The 16879-nt window shown below is 70.9% G+C and carries 15 protein-coding genes; 4 read left to right on the forward strand and 11 right to left on the reverse strand.

Features of this window, described 5'->3' with window-relative positions:
* Nucleotides 1-29: 29 nt before the first annotated feature.
* Entirely contained in the window at nt 30-1262 is a 1233-nt protein-coding gene (locus tag JOM49_RS06010; protein WP_209663360.1) for an MFS transporter, read from the forward strand.
* Here the strand turns inward: JOM49_RS06010 and JOM49_RS06015 are convergent.
* The 8 genes from JOM49_RS06015 to JOM49_RS06050 are packed head-to-tail and all read right to left on the reverse strand — an operon-like array spanning nt 1210 to nt 9557.
* Complete coding sequence (locus JOM49_RS06015; RefSeq protein WP_209663361.1) at nt 1210-2595, reverse strand: amidase; 1386 nt, start codon at nt 2593-2595, stop codon at nt 1210-1212. The two genes, JOM49_RS06010 and JOM49_RS06015, sit on opposite strands and share 53 nt — an antisense overlap.
* An 18-nt stretch (nt 2596-2613) precedes the next feature.
* Nucleotides 2614-3378, reverse strand: a complete 765-nt coding sequence (locus tag JOM49_RS06020; protein ID WP_209663362.1) for an SDR family NAD(P)-dependent oxidoreductase — start codon at nt 3376-3378, stop codon at nt 2614-2616.
* A complete protein-coding gene (locus tag JOM49_RS06025; RefSeq protein WP_245369957.1) occupies nt 3375-4811 on the reverse strand; it encodes an aldehyde dehydrogenase family protein in 1437 nt (478 codons plus the stop codon). Before JOM49_RS06025 ends, JOM49_RS06020 begins: the two co-directional genes overlap by 4 nt.
* Complete coding sequence (locus JOM49_RS06030) at nt 4808-5566, reverse strand: ABC transporter ATP-binding protein (RefSeq protein ID WP_209663364.1); 759 nt, start codon at nt 5564-5566, stop codon at nt 4808-4810. Before JOM49_RS06030 ends, JOM49_RS06025 begins: the two co-directional genes overlap by 4 nt.
* Entirely contained in the window at nt 5563-6330 is a 768-nt protein-coding gene (locus JOM49_RS06035; RefSeq protein WP_308158665.1) for an ABC transporter ATP-binding protein, read from the reverse strand. Before JOM49_RS06035 ends, JOM49_RS06030 begins: the two co-directional genes overlap by 4 nt.
* Nucleotides 6317-7123 (reverse strand): ABC transporter permease, encoded by an 807-nt coding sequence (locus JOM49_RS06040; RefSeq protein ID WP_209663365.1) that lies wholly within the window; start codon nt 7121-7123, stop codon nt 6317-6319. Before JOM49_RS06040 ends, JOM49_RS06035 begins: the two co-directional genes overlap by 14 nt.
* Complete coding sequence (locus JOM49_RS06045; RefSeq protein ID WP_209663366.1) at nt 7120-8067, reverse strand: ABC transporter permease; 948 nt, start codon at nt 8065-8067, stop codon at nt 7120-7122. Before JOM49_RS06045 ends, JOM49_RS06040 begins: the two co-directional genes overlap by 4 nt.
* Complete coding sequence (locus JOM49_RS06050; RefSeq protein ID WP_209663367.1) at nt 8064-9557, reverse strand: ABC transporter substrate-binding protein; 1494 nt, start codon at nt 9555-9557, stop codon at nt 8064-8066. Before JOM49_RS06050 ends, JOM49_RS06045 begins: the two co-directional genes overlap by 4 nt.
* Nucleotides 9558-9643: 86 nt before the next feature.
* Here JOM49_RS06050 and JOM49_RS06055 point away from each other — a divergent pair, with 86 nt between their 5' ends.
* From JOM49_RS06055 to JOM49_RS06065, 3 genes are read left to right on the forward strand one after another with little or no spacing between them, the layout of a single operon-like run.
* Nucleotides 9644-10396, forward strand: coding sequence for a FadR/GntR family transcriptional regulator (locus JOM49_RS06055; protein ID WP_209663368.1), 753 nt, complete (start codon nt 9644-9646; stop codon nt 10394-10396).
* 4 nt (nt 10397-10400) lie between these two features.
* Nucleotides 10401-11453 (forward strand): patatin-like phospholipase family protein, encoded by a 1053-nt coding sequence (locus JOM49_RS06060; protein WP_282769561.1) that lies wholly within the window; start codon nt 10401-10403, stop codon nt 11451-11453.
* A 34-nt stretch (nt 11454-11487) separates the two neighbouring features.
* Complete coding sequence (locus JOM49_RS06065; RefSeq protein ID WP_209663370.1) at nt 11488-11901, forward strand: PPOX class F420-dependent oxidoreductase; 414 nt, start codon at nt 11488-11490, stop codon at nt 11899-11901.
* 6 nt (nt 11902-11907) lie between these two features.
* Here the strand turns inward: JOM49_RS06065 and JOM49_RS06070 are convergent, their stop codons facing one another.
* From JOM49_RS06070 to JOM49_RS06080, 3 genes are all read right to left on the reverse strand, one after another.
* Nucleotides 11908-12960, reverse strand: coding sequence for a trans-sulfuration enzyme family protein (locus JOM49_RS06070; protein ID WP_209663371.1), 1053 nt, complete (start codon nt 12958-12960; stop codon nt 11908-11910).
* Nucleotides 12961-13008: 48 nt separating this feature from the next.
* Nucleotides 13009-13965 (reverse strand): SGNH/GDSL hydrolase family protein, encoded by a 957-nt coding sequence (locus JOM49_RS06075; protein WP_372443974.1) that lies wholly within the window; start codon nt 13963-13965, stop codon nt 13009-13011.
* Nucleotides 13966-14055: 90 nt separating this feature from the next.
* Nucleotides 14056-16863, reverse strand: a complete 2808-nt coding sequence (locus JOM49_RS06080; protein WP_209663372.1) for a penicillin acylase family protein — start codon at nt 16861-16863, stop codon at nt 14056-14058.
* Nucleotides 16864-16879 lie beyond the last annotated feature (16 nt).

A 16879-nucleotide genomic window follows, 5' to 3' on the forward strand; every position in this document is an offset into this window, starting at 1 on the left:
CCTCGCACGGATCACTACCGTGCGAGGTAATGAAACTGGGGGCGGATTTCACCAGGCTTTTTTCGGCCAACGCGGCGACCAACATCGGGGACGGGGTGGCTCTGGCCGCCGGTCCCCTGCTGGTGGCCTCGCTCACCAGCGACCCACGCCTGGTGGCCGGGGCCGCTTTCGCCCAGCAACTGCCGTGGCTGCTGTTGTCGCTGGTCAGCGGGGTCTTCGTGGACCGGCTGGACCGGCGGAAGCTGATCGCCGCGGTCAACGGGTTCCGCGCGCTGGTGATCGGCGGGCTCGCGCTGGCCGTGTCCACCGAGGTGGTCACCGTCTGGCTGATCTACCTCGCCTTCTTCCTGGTCGGCACCGCGGAAACGCTGGCGGACAACGCCTCCAGCACAATCGTGCCGAGCCTGGTGCCGGAACCGCTGCTGCCCAGGGCGAACGCCCGCCTGACCGCGGTGCACATGGTGGCCAACCAGTTCGCCGCGCCACCGCTGGGTGCCGCGTTGTTCGCGTTGACCGCGGCGGTCCCGTTCGGGCTGAACGCGGTGATGTTCGTGGTCGCCGGGCTGCTCGTGCTCGGCATCAAGGGCGGGCAGCGGACCGTGCCGGTCGCCCAGAAGCGCCCCATCCGCACCGAGATCACCGAGGGCCTGCGCTGGCTGGCGAACCACCGGGTGCTGCGCATGCTCGCGGTGACCATCTGCTTGATGAACGTGACGCTGTTCGCCGGGTTCGCGATCTTCGTGCTCTGGGCCCGCGAACGGCTGGGCCTCGGCGAGATCGGCTTCGGCCTGCTGCTCACCGCGACGGCCGTGGGCGGGCTGCTCGGCACGCTGATCGTCAGCAGGCTGCGCGAGCACTTCTCCGACTCGGTGTTGCTGCGCACCGGGTTGATCGTCGAGACGCTCACCCACGTCGGGCTCGGGCTGACGCGGGAGCCGTGGGTCGCCATGGCGACCCTGGTGGTCTTCGGGATGCACGGCTCGATCTGGGGGGTGATCTCGATTTCCTGGCGCCAGCGGGTGGTCCCGGAGAACCTGCGCGGCCGGGTGCACAGCGCCTACATGCTGTTCTCCGTCGGTGGCGCCGCGCTGGGCAGCCTGATCAGCGGCCCGGTCGCGAAGGGATTCGGCATCACCGCGCCGTTCTGGGGTTCGGCGGTGGTGATGACCATCGTCACCGCGCTGGCTTGGCGTTCACTCGGACGTCACCTCATGAAGCAGGCCACGGACGCTGCTCGGGCCGAAGCCGCTCCACTGCCGTAGCCAGCCGGAGCACGCCGAGGTCGTCGAACCGGCGGCCGGAGATCTGCAGCCCGATCGGCAGGCCTTCGGCGGTGTACCCGCAGTTGACCGAGATCGCCGGCTGGCCGGACATGTTGTACGGCACGGTGAACGCGATGTGCTCGAACGGCTTCTCGGGATCGTTCGTCGGCGACGCGTAGTCCGCCGGTGGCGCGGAAACCGGGCAGGTCGGGGACAGCACGAAGTCGTAGGGTTCGGTGGCACGCAGGGTCGCCGCGTTGATCGTGTCGATGCAGGAGAAGCCGCGGTAGCCGGTCAGCCCGTCGACACCGGCCGCCGCCCGCGCCCAGTCCGCGATGTACGGCAGCACCTTCTCCTGCCGTTCGGCGGGCAGCGAGCTGATGTCCGACCAGGCCCGGATGCGCCAGAACACGTCGAGGCCGTTGAGCAGGTCCCTGGTCAGGAACGGGTCCACCGGCTCGACCACCGCGCCCGCGCCCTCCAGCCGCCGGGCCACCTCGGTGACCGCGGCGAGCGTGGCCGGGTCGACCGACAACCCGGCACCCGGGTCCACGTGCAGGCCGATGCGCAGGCCGCGCACCTCGGAATCCAGTTCGCGCCAAGGGATTTCCGCCGGGGGCAGGCTCATGTGGTCGCGGGCGTCCGGCCGCGCGATCACCTCCATCAGCAAGGCGGTGTCGGCGACCGTGCGCGTCATCGGCCCGGCGACCCGGCCGATGTACGGCGGGTCGACCGGCACCCGGCCGAAGCTCGGTTTGAGCCCGGCGAGCCCGCACCAGCCGGCCGGCAGCCGGATCGAGCCGCCGATGTCGGTGCCGACGTGCAGCGGGCCGTACCCGGCGGCGGCCGCCGAACCCGCGCCCGCGCTCGACCCGCCGGGTGTGCGCGTGGTGTCCCAAGGGTTCCGTGACGCGGTGTGGAAGCTGGACAGGCCGGAGGTGAGCATGCCGTAGTCCGGCATGGTGGTCTTCGCCAGCAGTACGCCGCCGGACTCGCGGATGCGCGCGGCCACCGGCGCGTCCTCGGCCGCGGGACGCAGTTCGGTGGCGGCCGTGCCCAGCGGCGTCGGCGTGCCCTCGGTGGCGATGTTCTCCTTGAGCGTCAACGGAACACCGTCGATCGGCCCCAGCGGCTCGCCCGCCTGCCAGCGCGCCTCGGACTCCTTCGCCAGCGCTCGCGCGGACGACGAATCGTAGGCGTAGAGCGCGTGCAGTTCCGGTTCGCGGGCTTCGATGCGGTTGAGCACCGCGTCGGTCACCTCGACCGGCGAGACCGTGCCCGCGCGGTAGGCCGCGACGAGTTCGGTGGCGGAGAGATCGGGCAGCTCGGTCATGCGGGGTTCCTCCAGAACTCAGGCGGGCGGGGTGAAGCGGCCGTCGACGGCGGTCCAGCCGCCGTCCACCGCGAGCACCGAGCCGGTGACGAAGGTCGACGCGTCGGAAGCCAGGTAGACCACGGCGCCGGCGAGTTCCTCCGGTTTCGCCCATCGGCCGAGTGCGCCCTTTTCGGCGTACGCCCGGTACCAGTCCGCGTCGGCCTTGATCTGCGCGGTCAGCGGGGTTTCCACCACGCCCGGCGCGATCGCGTTCACCCGCACCCCGGCGGGCCCGAACTCGGCGGCGGCGGTGCGGAAGAACTGCACCAGCCCGGCCTTGGTGGCCGCGTAGACGCCCTGCCCCGGTTCGACCGTGGTGCCGCGGATCGACGAGAAGCCGATGATGCTGCCGCGCCCACGCTCGACCATGCCCGCGCCGAACGCCCGCACCACCTCGAAGGTGGCGCCGAGGTTCAGCCCGATCACGCGGTCGAACTCCTCCCGCGTGTAGTCGAGGATTCGCTTGCGCACGTTCATCGCGGCGGTGAGCACCAGGATGTCGATGTCACCGAGGTCGGCGGCGGCCCGCCGCACGGCGGCGGCGTCGAGCAGGTCGATCTCGTAGGACTCGCCGCCGATCATCTCGGCGGTGGCGATCGCGGTCCCGGCGTCGCGGTCGGCGCAGACCACCGAAGCGCCCTGTGCGGCCAGCGCCCGTGCCGCCTCTCGGCCGATGCCGCTGCCCGCGCCGAGCACCACGGCGTGCCGCCCGTCCAGGCGGAACAGTTTCTCGTAGTTCACGGCCGGATCACCGCCATCCGTGTCACCGTCAGTTCCTCGACGGCGAACCGCGGCCCTTCCCGCCCGATCCCGGAGTCCTTGACCCCGCCGTACGGCATCGTGTCCGACCGGAACCCCGGCACCTCGTTGACCACCACACCACCCACTTCCAGCCGGTCCAGCGCCCGAAACGCGGTGTTCAGCGAACGGCTGAACACGCTGGCGTGCAACCCGTACCGCGACGCGTTGACCAGTTCGAATGCTTCGTCCACATCGGACACCCGGCGCAGGCAGACCACCGGCCCGAAGATCTCCTCCGCCCAGCAGTCGGCGTCCTCGGGCACGTCCGCGAGCACGGTCGGCCGCACGATCCCGCCCTCGGCCCCACCACCGCCGAGCACCTTCGCGCCCGCGCCGACCGCCTGTTCCACCCAGTCCAGCACGCGCCGGGTCGACCGCTCGTCGATCAACGCGGACACCCGCGTGGTCTCCTCACGCGGATCGCCGATGACCACTTCGCCGAGCCGCGCGAGCAGCTTCCCGGTGAACTCGTCGGCCACCGAATCGACCACCAGCAGCCGCTGCACCGAAATGCACGCCTGGCCGGAGGCGTAAAAACCACCGCGCAGCACGGCATCCGCGGCCGCGTCCAGGTCGGCGTCCTCGGCGACCACCAGCGCGGCGTTCGAGCCCAGTTCCAGCAACGTCTTGCGCGGAGCCGCGTCCCGCGCGATCCGGTGCCCGACCGCGGCCGAGCCGGTGAACGACACCGCGCCCACGCGTGGATCGGTGACCAGCGTCGAGCCGACCTCCACGTCCCCGGTGACCAGCTGGACCATCGACACCGGCGCGCCCGCTTCCGCCGCGGCCTCGCGCACCAGGTGGACCAGCCACAACGTGGCCAGCGGGGTCGCGGGCGCCGGCTTGGCCACCACCGGGCAGCCCGCCGCGATCGACGGCGCGATCTTGTGCGAGGCCAGCAGCAGCGGGTAGTTGAACCCGGCGATGCCGACCACCACGCCGATCGGCTTGCGCGTCCAGAAGCCGACGAGCCCGTCGCCGGAGGGCAGGAGGTCCAGCGGCACGGTTTCGCCGTGCAGGCGCGCGACCTCCTCCGCCGCGGCCTCCCAGGTGACCAGCGTGCGCGCCACCTCGACGCGGCAGTCCACCAGCGGTTTCCCGGTTTCGGCGACCAGCAGCTCGACCAGTTCGTCCTGCCGGTCGGCGAGCCGGTCGCGCACGCCGCTCAACACCGCGCGCCGGGTGCGCGAGGGCAGCGCCGCCACCTCGGGTGCGATCGCCACCGCCTCGTCCAGCGCCCGGCGGGCCAGCTCGGCCGTGCCCACCGGGGCGTGTGCGACCACACTGCCGTCGAACGGGAACCGCACCGGCTCGGTGTCCGAAGTGGACACCCAGCCGGTACCGATCGGCAGGCCGTCCGGATACCGCATCAGCTCTCCCCGATTTCGCTCAGTACCTTCCGCAGCGTCGGTGCGGCCGCGACCAGTTCGCGGGTGTACTCGTGTTCCGGCGCGTCGTAGACCCGGTCGACCGGGCCCAGTTCGACGATCTCGCCCGCGCGCATCACCGCCACGGTGTCGCAGAGGTGGCGCACCACGGACAGGTCGTGCGAGACGAAGACCAGCGTCAGCGAGAAGCGGTCCGCGAGATCGGCGAGCAGGTCGAGGATCTGGCCGCGCACGGACACGTCCAGCGCGCTGACCGCCTCGTCGGCCAGCAGCACGGCGGGCCGGGGCGCGAGCGCGCGGGCGATCGAGATCCGCTGCCGCTGCCCGCCGGAGAACTGGTGCGGGTAGCGCTCCCCGGCGTCGGCGGGCAGGCCGACGGCGTCGAGCAGTTCGGCGACCCGGTCCGCCCGATCCGCCGTACGGCCCAGCGGTTCGGCGATGATGTCCCGCACACGCATTCGCGGATTCAACGAGCCCATCGGATCCTGGAAGACGATCTGCAGCGCGGACCGCAGGAAGCGCAACCGCCGCTCCGGCACCCCGTCGACCCGCTGACCCTGGAAGCGGATCTCCCCGGAGGTCGGCTGGTCCAGCGCGGCCAGCAGTCTGACCAAAGTGGACTTCCCGGAGCCGGACTCCCCGACGATGCCGAACCGCTGCCCGGCCTCCACGGTGAACGACACCCCGCGCAGCGCCTCGGTCCGCTGGTAGACCCGCCACACGTCCCGGACTTCGATCATCGCCGCGCCTCCAGGTCCGACGCCGCCAGCAGCTTCTTCGTGTACTCGTGCCGCGGTGTCAGGAAAACTTCGCGCACCGGGCCTTCTTCGACGATCCGGCCGTCCAGCATGACCAGCACGCGCTGGCAGACCTGGGCGACCACGGCCAGGTCGTGCGTGATGAACAGCAGCGCCTTGCCCTCGACCCCGGCCCGGATCAGGTCGAGGATCTGCGCCTGCACGGTGACGTCCAGCGCGGTGGTCGGCTCGTCGCAGATGAGCAGCCCGGGGTTGTTCGCCAGTGCGATCGCCAGCACCACGCGCTGGCGCTGGCCACCGGAGAGCTGGTGCGGGTAGGCGCGGGCGATCCGCTCCGGATCGGGCAGGCGCACCTGGTCGAGCAGGTCGAGCGCGGCGCGCTTCGCCGACCGCCGATCCGGCCGCGTGCGGTGCACCCGCATCACCTCGGCGACCTGGTTGCCGATCCGCATCGACGGGTTGAGCGCGGTCATCGGCTCCTGGAACACCATGGCCATCTCTCGCCCGCGCAGGCCGCTCAGCTCCCGCTCGGACGCGCCGAGCAGGTCACGGCCCTCGAGTTCGACGGTCCCGGTGGCGGTCACCCCGTACGGCAGCAGGCCGAGCACCGCGGACGCGGTCAGCGACTTGCCGGAGCCGGACTCCCCGATCAGCCCGACCCGCTCCCCACTGTCCACAGTGAACGAGACGTCGTGCACCAGGCCGTACCCGCCGGTCTCGATGCTCAGGCCCTCAACTCGCAACACGGCGGACCTCCAGCTTCGGGTCGAACCGGTCGCGCAGCCCGTCCCCGAGCAGGTTGAACCCGAGCACCGCGACCGCGATGGCGATACCGGGCACCAGCGCCAGCCGCGGCTGCACGGCGAGCAGTTCCTGTGATTCCTGGAGCATCCGCCCCCACGAAGGCGTCGGCGGCCGCGTGCCGAACCCGAGGAACGACAACGCCGCCTCGGCGAGCACCGCGATCGCGAACGACACCGAGGACTGCACGATCAGCAGCCCCGAGATGTTCGGGAACACGTGCCGGACCGCGATGTGCCACCGCGAGCGACCGGCCGCGCGGGCGGCGAGCACGTACTCCGTGTTCATCACGCGCAGGGTGCCGGACCGGGCGATGCGCGCGAACGACGGCACGGTGGCGATGCCGATCGCGATCATCGCGGTGAACGTGTCGGCGCCGAACACCGCGCCGAACAGGATCGCCAGCAGCAGCGCCGGGAACGCGAGCACGAGATCGTTGACCCGCATGATGAACTCGCCGAGCCAGCGGCGGGACATCCCGGCCAGGATGCCCAGCGGCGTCCCGATCACCGCCGCCACCCCGACCGCGACCACGCCGACGTACAACGTGGTGCGCGCGCCGACCATGATCTGGCTGGCCACGTCCCGGCCGAACTTGTCCGTGCCGAACACGTGCTCGCCGGTCGGCCCGAGCAGCCGTTCCCCCGCGCTGACCACCGTCGGGTCGTACGGCGTCCAGAGGAACGAGAGCAACGCGGCCAGCACCACCAGCCCGACGAGAACGCCGCCGATCTTCACCGTGCACCTCGCAGCTTCGGGTCGAGCGCGGTGTAGAGCAGGTCGACCAGGAAGTTCACCAGCAGCGCGCCGGCCACGAGCACCAGCACGATGCCCTGCACGGTCAGCAGGTCACGGGCGGCGACCGCGTCGAGCAGCATGCTGCCCAGCCCCGGCAGCACGAACACCCGCTCCACCACCACGGCGCCGACCAGCAGCGTGGTCAGCTGCAGGCCCAGCACGGTGACCACCGGGATCGCCGCGTTGCGCAGCCCGTGCCGGACCAGCGCCCGCCCCGGCATCAGGCCCTTGGACCGCGCGGTCCGCAGGTAGTCCTCGCCGAGCACGTCGAGCACGGACGACCGGACATACCTGGTCAGCACCGCACCCTGCACCACGCCGAGCGACAGCGCGGGCAGGATCAGCCCGCGCAGGAACTCGCCGGGGTCCTGGATCGGCGGGGTCCAGCCACCGGCGGGCAGCCACTGCAACTGCACCGCGAACACCTGCACCAGCAGGATCCCCGCGAGGAACGCCGGCACCGCGATACCGAGCTGGGAGACCGCCGAGATGGCCGTGCCGCTGGCCCGGCGGTGGCGGACCGCGGCGAGCGTGCCGAGCGGGACCGCGATCAGCAGCGCCACCAGCATGCCCGCGCCGACCAGCCACAACGTCACGCCGAGCCGGTCGGCGAGCTGCGGCCCGATCGCGTCGCGCGTGACGTAGGACTTGCCGAAGTCACCGCTGAGCACGCCGCCCAGCCAGTCGAAGTACTGGGTGGGCAGCGGCCGGTCGATGCCGAACTCCTGGCGCGTCTGCGCGAGCAGTTCGGGCGTGGCGTTCACGCCGAGCGCGACCTGGGCCGGGTCACCTGGGAGCACCGCGGTGAACACGAAGACCACGATGGAGGCGGCGAGCAGGCTCACCAGGAAGATCGCCGTGCGGCGCAGGATCCGGGCGGTCACTCCGACCTCCCCAGCGTGGTCAGGTCGAACGACTCGCTGACCTGGTTGCGCACGATCCCGGTCACCTTCTTCTTGGCGGCGACCACGTTCGGGAAGAGGAACAGCCAGTCCGCGGCGGCGTCGTCGCTGAGCGTCCGCGCCACCTCGCGCATCGCGGTGACCTGCTCCTCCGGGGTGCCCGCGTCGGCTTTCGCCAGGAGGTCCCGGGTTTTCTGGCTGTCGTAACCCCAGTAGAACGACGGCCTGCCGAACGTGGTGATGTCGCGGGCTTCCACGTGCTGGATGATCGACAGGTCGTAGTCGTGGTCGGTGAAGACCTGCTTGAGCCACACCGCCGGGAAGTCGAGCGGTTCGATGGTCACCGTCACGCCGACCTCGGCCAATTGCGACGCGACCACCTGCGCGCTGGAGACCGCGTACGGCAGGTTCGGGATGCGCAGCCGCAGGTTCAGCGCGGGCTTGCCCGCCTCGGCGAGCAGCGCGCGAGCCTGCGCCGGGTCGTGCGGGTGGGCCGCGGAAAGGTCCTCGTACCAGGGATCGGTGGGCGGGACCATGCTGCCGATCAGCGTGCCGCGGTTGGCCCACGCGGTGGCGAGCAGCGCCTTGCGGTCGATGGCCAGCGTCAGCGCGCGCCGCACGCGCACGTCGTTCAGCGGCTCCTTGGCGTTGTTGAACGCCAGCACCACTTCGCTGTTCGTGGTGCCCTGGACGACGTTGAACCGGCTGTCCGCCTCGAACTGCGGGATCGAGTCGGGCGCGGTGATCGTGCCGATCACGTCGATCCCGTTGCTGAGCAAGGCGTTGTTCAGCGCGGTCGGGTCCTTGTAGTACTTCAGGTAGACCGTGCGGTAAGCCGGTTCCGGGCCGCGGAAGCGCCGGTTCGCCTGCAGCAGGATCGAATCACCGCGCCGCCGGGAGGTCACCTCGTAGGGGCCGGTGCCGACCGGCTTGTTCGCCAGGTCCGCGATTCCGGTGGGGGTGAACATCGCGCCCACGCGGCTGGCCATGTCGAACAGCCAGGCGTTGCTCGGCTTGGTCAGCACCACCCTGGCGCGCAGCGGATCGAGCACCTCCACCCGGTCCACGACGTCCATTTTGGACTTGATGGAGATGGTCCAGTCGGTCTTGACCCGGTTGATCGAGAACTTGACGTCCTCGGCGGTGAACTCGGCGCCGTTGCTGAAGGTGACGCCGGGTTTGAGCGCGAAGTCGTAGACCAGCCGGTCCTGGCTGACCGTCCACGAGTCGGCCAGCAGCGGCACCACCCGGCCCTGGTCGTCGAGCTTCACCAGGCCCTCGTAGACGTTGTACAGCAGCGCCTGCGGGATGGCGGCACCATCGGTGCGGGTGAAGTCGAAGTTCTGCGGCTCGGCGGCGAAACCGACGGCCAGCGTGGACCCGTCGTCCGGCACGAAGGCGGACGAGCCCGCGGAGCAGCCCGAGGCCACCAGCAGCAGCGCGAGGGCCGCGGCGACAAGTCGGGCTTTCATCACTCCTCCAACCCAGTAGACTGGTCGGACCAGTAGCTGCAAGCAGAGAAGCACCGCACCCACCCCGAGGTCAAGAGGTGCCCAGCATGGAGTTCGAGCCGGTCGCCCCGGTCCGCGCCTACGAGCGGGTCGTCGAGCAGGTGGAGCAGGCCGTGTTCAGCGGCCGCCTGAAAGCCGGGGAACGGCTGCCCAGCGAACGCGAGCTGATGACGCAGTTCGGGGTGAGCCGGTCGACCGTCCGCGAGGCGCTGCGGGTGCTGCAGGCGGGCGGCATGATCCGGTCGAAGCCGGGCGATCCACGCGGGCCGGAGATCCTGCCGGCGTCCCCGGTGAACCTGCACAAGTCCATGCACCGGCTGGCGCGCGCGGAAACCATGAGCCTGACCGAACTGCTGCAGTTCCGGATGCTGCTGGAGGGTTCGGCGTACCTGCTGGCCGCGCGGTTGCGCACGGACGAGCAGCTGGCCGAACTGGAGACGGCGATGGCGGCGATGACCGTCGCCGCCGAAGCCGGGTACGAGGAGTTCAGCCGCGCCGACATCGCCTTCCACGAGATCATCGCGCGGGCCACGCAGAACACGCTGATCGTGGTGTGCGGTGAAGTGGTGCGCGGCATCGTGCTCGACCTGATCGAGGACAAGCTTTCGCACGCCGACGACCGCCGCGCGCTGATGTCGGCCTGGCTGGCGCACCACCGCGAGGTGTTCGACGCGGTCCGCGTCCGGGATGGTGAGCTCGCGCAGCGACTGGCGCGGCGCGCGATCTTCGACCATTACTCCGATTACGTTCCAGTGCGGGACCGGCCCCTGTTGTTCCCCTTGCTGGGCACGGCAGAATGACCCGGTGAGCACTGAGAGCGTCGGACTCTGCCTGTCCGGCGGCGGGTACCGCGCGATGCTCTTCCACACCGGCGCGCTGTGGCGGCTGAACGAACTCGGGGTGCTGTCCCGGCTCGACGTGATTTCCAGCGTGTCCGGCGGTTCGATCACCGCGGGCGCGCTCGCGAAGGCGTGGCCGGAACTGGAATTCTCCGACGGCGTGGCGACGAATTTCGTGCCTGCCGTGGTGGACCCGTTGCGGCGGCTGGCGAACCGGAACATCGACGTCCGCGTGATCCTGCGCGGGCTGCTGCTGCCGGGCCGGTCGATCGGCGACGAGGTGGTCGCCGTGCTGCGCAAGCACCTGTTCGGCGATCGGCGGATGAGCGAACTGCCGGAGTCACCGCAGTTCGTGTTCAACGCGACGAACCTGCAGAACGGCGAGCTCTGGTGGTTCTACCGCGACAAGGAGCCGCCGACCGCGGCGGGCGAACCGATCCTGCTGGCCACCGCCGTCGCCGCGTCCTCGGCCTTCCCGCCGTTCCTGTCGCCGGTGAAGGTGCCGACCAGCGCGAGTGAACGCGAAAGCGGGCTGCCGGAAGAGGCCGTGCTCAGCGATGCCGGGGTGTTCGACAACCTCGGCCTCGACCCGGTGGTCCCACGCTGCGACACGGTGCTGGTCAGCGACGCCGGGCAGAAGTTCGACTTCCAGCCGCGGGTCAAGCGGAACTGGGCGCTGCACCTGCTGCGGGTGCTCGACGTGATCGACAACCAGGTGCGCTCGCTGCGCAAGCGCGGCCTCGTCGAGTGCTACGTCGAAGGCGAGGCGGCCGGTGCCTACTGGGCCGCCCACAGCGACATCGACGACTTCGAGATGCCGGACACCCTGCCCGCCCCGAAGGCGAAGTCGGACCAGCTGGCCGCCGTCCCCACCCGCCTGCACCGCCTGGACGCCGACCTGCAGCGCGGCCTGATCAACTGGGGCTACGCCGTCACCGACGCCGCCCTGCGCAAACACGTGGTGACGACCGCCGAACCCCCGACGGCCTACCCCTACCCGGAGTCCCCACTGGGTTGACCTCCAGTTAGCTGGAGCTCCTAGGCTGCGCGGCATGACCTTCACCGCAGCCGAACGCGAGTACCTGCTCGGGCAGGGGCTCGGCCGCCTGTCCACCATCGGGCCGGACGGCGGGCCGCAGTCGCGTCCGGTCGCCTTCCGGCTCAACGACGACGGCACCATCGACATCAGCGGCCCGGCCAACGAGACCAGCCGCAAGTACAAGAACGTCCAGGCGCGGCCGGAGGTCTCGTTCCTGGTCGACGACATGACGCCGGACGATCCCGCCGAGGTCAAGCCGGGCTGGGGCCGCGGGGTGGAGATCCGCGGCCACGCCGAGCTGGTCACCGTGGAGGTGCCGCCGGTGGCGCCGGACTACTTCAGCAAGGAGGTCATCCGGGTGCGGCCGCGGCGGGTGATCTCGTGGCACCTGGAACGCGAGCGCGATCTGCACTCGCGCACCGTCTGAACTCGCTCAGCCGAGGGCGCGCTGCAGGTCTCGCCAGAGGTCTTCGGGGTCTTCGAGGCCGACGGAGAACCGGACCAGGCCCGGCGGCACGTGGGCGTCGCCGGCCAGCCAGGCCCGGCGTTCCACGCAGCTTTCGACGCCGCCGAGGCTGGTGGCGTGCCGGATGAGGCGCAGGCCCGCGCACACGGCGTCGGCTGCTTCGGCGCCGTCGAGTTCGAAGGCGATCATCTGGCCGGAGCCCGGGTAGCGGACGCGCGTGACGTTCGGGTGCTGCCCGAGGCGTTCGGCGAGGAATTCCGCGCTGCGCGAGGCTTCCGTCAGGCGCACCGGCAGTGTGCGCAGGCCGCGCAGCGCGAGGTACGCCTCGAGCGCGCCGGGCGTCGCGCCGTTGCGGGTGCGCGCGTCGCGCAGTGCCTTCGCCAGCTCCTCGTCCTTCGTGACGGTCAGGCCGAGCAGCAGGTCGCTGTGGCCGCCGATCAGCTTGGTCGCGCTGTGCACCACGATGTCGGCGCCGAGCGCGAGCGGCTGCTGGCCGAGCGGGGTGGCGAAGGTGTTGTCCACCACCACCTTCGCCAGGTGCCCCTCGGCCGCGTCGGCCACCGCCTTGATGTCGATCACGTCGAGCGTGGGGTTCGTCGGCGACTCCAGCCAGACCAGGTCGGCCCACTCGGCGGCGGCCGTCCACGCGGCCAGGTCCGACGGCTCCAGTTCGACCGCCCGCAGGCGCCCGTTCTTCGCCGCGTGCCCGAGGAGGCCGCGGGTGCCGGCGTAGCTGAACCGCGGCACGGCCACCTCGGCCCCGACCGGCAGCAGGTCGATCACCGCCGCCGCGGTCGCGATGCCCGAGGCGAAGGCGGTCGCGTGCCCGCCCTCGAGCAGGCCGATCGCCTCCTCCAGCGCGGCCCAGCTCGGGGTGCCGTCCTCACGCGAGTACGCCCGCGCCCCACCGGCGTGGAAGGTGCTCACCGGCACGATCGGGGTGTTCAGCGGCTCACCGGGCTCCTGCGGCCGTCCCGCCGCCACCGCCCGGGTACGGGGTGACCAGTCTTCGAAGTCCACCCGGCCAACCTAACCGCAGGTCAGCGGGCGTGCGTGGGGAGGGCCGTCCTAACGGCCGTAGACTCCCGCCACCGTCTTACGATCGGCGACCGGACCGTCGTACGCCGGGGCCTTCAGCTTCGCCGGGGTTTTGCCGGTGAGGGCGCCCTGGACCTGGGTGGCCACGCCGATCATCCCCGACCGCCGCGGGTGGTAGTTCAGCGCGGCGAGCAGGTTGATGTCCTTGCCCTGGATCCACGCGGCCCCACCGGGCGCGCAGGCGTCGTGCCCGAGCGAAGCGGGGTACATGTCGACGAAGGTGGTGTCGCCGTCCTCGGCCGCGGCCTTGGCGAGTGCCCCGTTCAGCTCCTGCTCCACGCTGTCCAGCCAGCGCAGGTCACCGTCGGCGAAGGGCAGGATGTTCGGGCAGGTCCCGGTCGGCGGGCCGATCCGCGGGTAGCCGACCAGCACCACCTTCGCGTTCGGGGACCGCTCGTGCACGCCGTCCAGCACCGCGGTCACCCGCGTGCCGGTCTGCTCGATTCGCTGCTTGATGGTGTCCACGCCGTCGACGGTGAACTTGTCCCGGCACGGCGAACCGGTCGGGTCCTGCTCACGCAGCGGCGGGCAGTCGCCGACCAGGGTGCCGAACACGCCGTAGTCGTTGCCGCCGATGCCGATGGTCACCAGGTCGGTGTCCGCCTTGAGGGCGTTGAACTGCGGCGGGTTCGAGCCGAGCGGCACCGACTGCGCGGCGGTCATGTTCGTGGTGTCCGCGCCACCGCAGCTGACGTCGGTGAACGACCCCACGTCCAGGTTGCGCGCCAGGAACGACGGGTAGTTGTTCGTCGAGCGCGCGCAACCCAGCGGGTCGAGCCGCATGAACGGGATGAGCGGGCCGGAGGTGTAGGAGTCCCCCAGCGCGACGTAGTGCTCGTAGGCGGGTGCCGCCGAGGCGACGCCCGTCCCCGCGGTGATCCCGGTCAGCAGCGCAGCGGCGACCAACGCGCCTTTTCGAATGGACACGCCCCAACTCCCTTGTTGGCCCTCAGTGAGCGAGTGACTTCAGTTCGCATCTGGAGTATGCGGAGTCCGGGCCGCGCCGGACACCCACCATCAGGCTGGTTGTCGGCGGCCGGCGAACTCCACCACCTGCTGGTACGTCGGCCGGTTCTGGGTGCTGATCTTGTCGTGCGTGATGCCGCCGAGCGGGCGGTGGATCAGCGAGTCGGCGCACCACTGGTCCCCGGCCGAGCAGTCGCCGTCACCCGGGTAGACCTCGTTGACCGGCTGCGCGGCGGCCTGCTTCACGGTGTTCAGCAGCAGCGTCCGGCACTGGGCCAGATCCCCGCCACCGCAGTACTCCGCGCCGAGCGGGCCGGCCACCTGGTCACCGAGGACCGACCGGAGGTCCTTGTGCACGTAACCCCACCAGCCCGACTGGTACGCCGAACCCTGATGCCCCTGGCCGACGTGCTTGCCCGGCACCTCGTTCTGCCAGCCCGACGGCGATTCGTTGATCTTCAGCACGCCGGTCATCGCGGTGAAGGCCGGCGTGCCGAGCCCCGGCTCGAACTGGGCGCGGACCAGCAGCGGCCACCAGGCGTCCATGATCTTGATGGCTTCCGCGTCGGCGTAGGCCTTGCTGCCCGGGCTGGTCTCCGCCCGCAGCGCGCCCCGGCTCTGCCAGTCCTTCAGCTTGGTGAGCGCGGCCGCGGCGGCCGGATCGGTGACGGCCGCGCTTTCGATCACCCGCAGCAGTTGCGGCAGGACCTTCTCCGCACGCAGGTCCGCCAGCCCGGCCTCGGCCATCGCCTGGGTCAGGTTCACCCTGGTCACCTTGGTGCCGCTGTCGATCAGCGCCCGGACGCGGCGGTCGAGCAGGTCCCCGCGGTGCACGGCGGACTTCTCGTACCCGCTGGCCGCGTAGTCCTTGGCCTGCGCGTTGTTCCAGCTGATGTAGTAGTCCTGGTTGACCGAGTTCGGGTGCTGCTCGAACGGGGTGTAGTCGGCGCGGTTGGTCGCCGGGTTCCAGTTCCGCCACTCCAGCCCGGCGCCCGCCTTGATCGGCATGCTCGGGTCGGCGTTCGGGTGCCGCACCGGGTTCGCGCCGGAGTTGTAGTAGGCGGTGTCCTGGGCGTCGGCGTAGAACCAGTTGAACGTGTAGTTGATCTGCGAAGCGGCGCGCTGGAAGTCGGCGGCGGACTTCACCGCGTCGGGGTCGTTGAACTCCTGGAACCCGAGCAGCGCGTCGACCTCGTGGAAGTAGCTGCTGCGCAGGGCCGCGTACGCGACCGGCTTGCCCTCGACGATCGCGCGGTGCGTCACCGGCCCGTACTGGGTGCGGAAGGCCCGCAGCGTGTACGAACCGGCCGGGGTGCCGTCGGCGAGCGTCGGCTTCCACGAGTTCTTGCGCTCGATGACCTCCATCGGCGTGCACTGGCCGTTGAACAGGTAGGCGTTCGACTCCTTGGTCGCCGGGGCGCCCGAGGGATCGCACAGTTCCAGCGCGTAGGTGTCGATGATGTCCTGGTTCGCGCTGGTCGCGCTCCACGCGTAGTCCTGGCCGCGTCCGAGCAGCACGTAGAGGCTCACGCCGGCGAACGAAGCACCGCGTGCACTGATGCCAGGCCCCTGGAGTTCCTGGAGCATCAGCAGTTGCGGAGCGAAGTAGCTGGTCTGCGGGCCGAACACGGAGACCGGGTGGCCGCTGGCGGTGTGCTGCCCGGAGACCACCAGCGCGTTGGACATGCCGTGCTTCTCGCTCAGCAGATCGGCCGGGAGCACGCCGTCGGCGAACATGTCGCGGGCCGGTTCCTGGGCCGCGGGTGCGGCGGGCTTCACCGAAGCGCCCTGGCCGCCGACCTCGTCGAAGACCGTCTGTTGTGGACTGACCGAGCCCGGCTGCGGCATCGCCGCGCCCTGCGGGTTCGCCGGTGTCTTGCCGTACGGGAAGCTCTGGCCCTCGTGCAGCGTGTACACCGTCTCGGGGTCGTTCTCCGACCGCAGGCTGCGCCAGACCTCTTCGCCCTGTTCGACGCCGTAGCGCTCCTGGATGGCCAGCTTCGCGATCGCGGCCTGCACCTCACCGCCGCCACCGCCGCCGAACTGCGCGCCGACCACCGAGGACAGCACCACCATGTCGGTCAGCTTGAACGGCTCGATCTTGCCCGCGTTGGTGATCGCGTCGATGTGCCCGGTCAGCACGTACTCGCCGGGGAAGTACCGGCCGGAGTGCGCTTCGCTGATGTACTTGTTGATGCCTTCGACGTAGGCGGCCGCGTCGGCGTACCCCTGCGCGCCACGCGGGCCGGAGTTCTTCACCTCGTCGATCTGGCGCTGCAGTTCTTCCTCGGTGTAAGGCGCGCTGGCGAAGAACTGGCGCTCGAGTTCGCGGTTGCCCTCGGCCCCACCGGCGAACGACGACAGCTGGCCCCGGCCGACGCGGCGCATCACGTCCATCAGCCACAGCCGGTCCTGCGCGGCGGCGTACCCGGCGCCGAACTCGGTGCCGGACCGCGTGGTGCCGGTGATGTGCGGGACGCCGGTCGCCTTGTCCCGGACGATGGTCACGTCGGACCGCGGCTTGATGGTGCTCTCCACCTGGCCGGCGGGCACGCCGAAGGAGGCGTCGTTGAAGAACTTGCCGATGGTCTCGGTGGTCAGGCCGCGGTAGTTCGCGCCGAGGTCGGCGTACTTGCCGAGCTGGTCGGCCGAATGCGCGGGCCGGGTGCCGAGCACCCGGTGCGCCAGGATGCCGGCGAGCGTGGCGTTGCCGTTCTGACCGGGCGGCAGGATGTCCCCGCACTGGCCTTGGCAGTAGTCGATCGGCGGCGGCGCCTGCCCCACCGCCTGCGGTGGCACGACCACCAGGGTCGCCGCGAGCGCCCCCAGCCCGATGAACGTCCCGATGCGTCGGCGCATGCCACCGGCTCCCTTC

This window comes from Amycolatopsis magusensis, assembly GCF_017875555.1.
GTDB classification, from domain to species: domain Bacteria; phylum Actinomycetota; class Actinomycetes; order Mycobacteriales; family Pseudonocardiaceae; genus Amycolatopsis; species Amycolatopsis magusensis.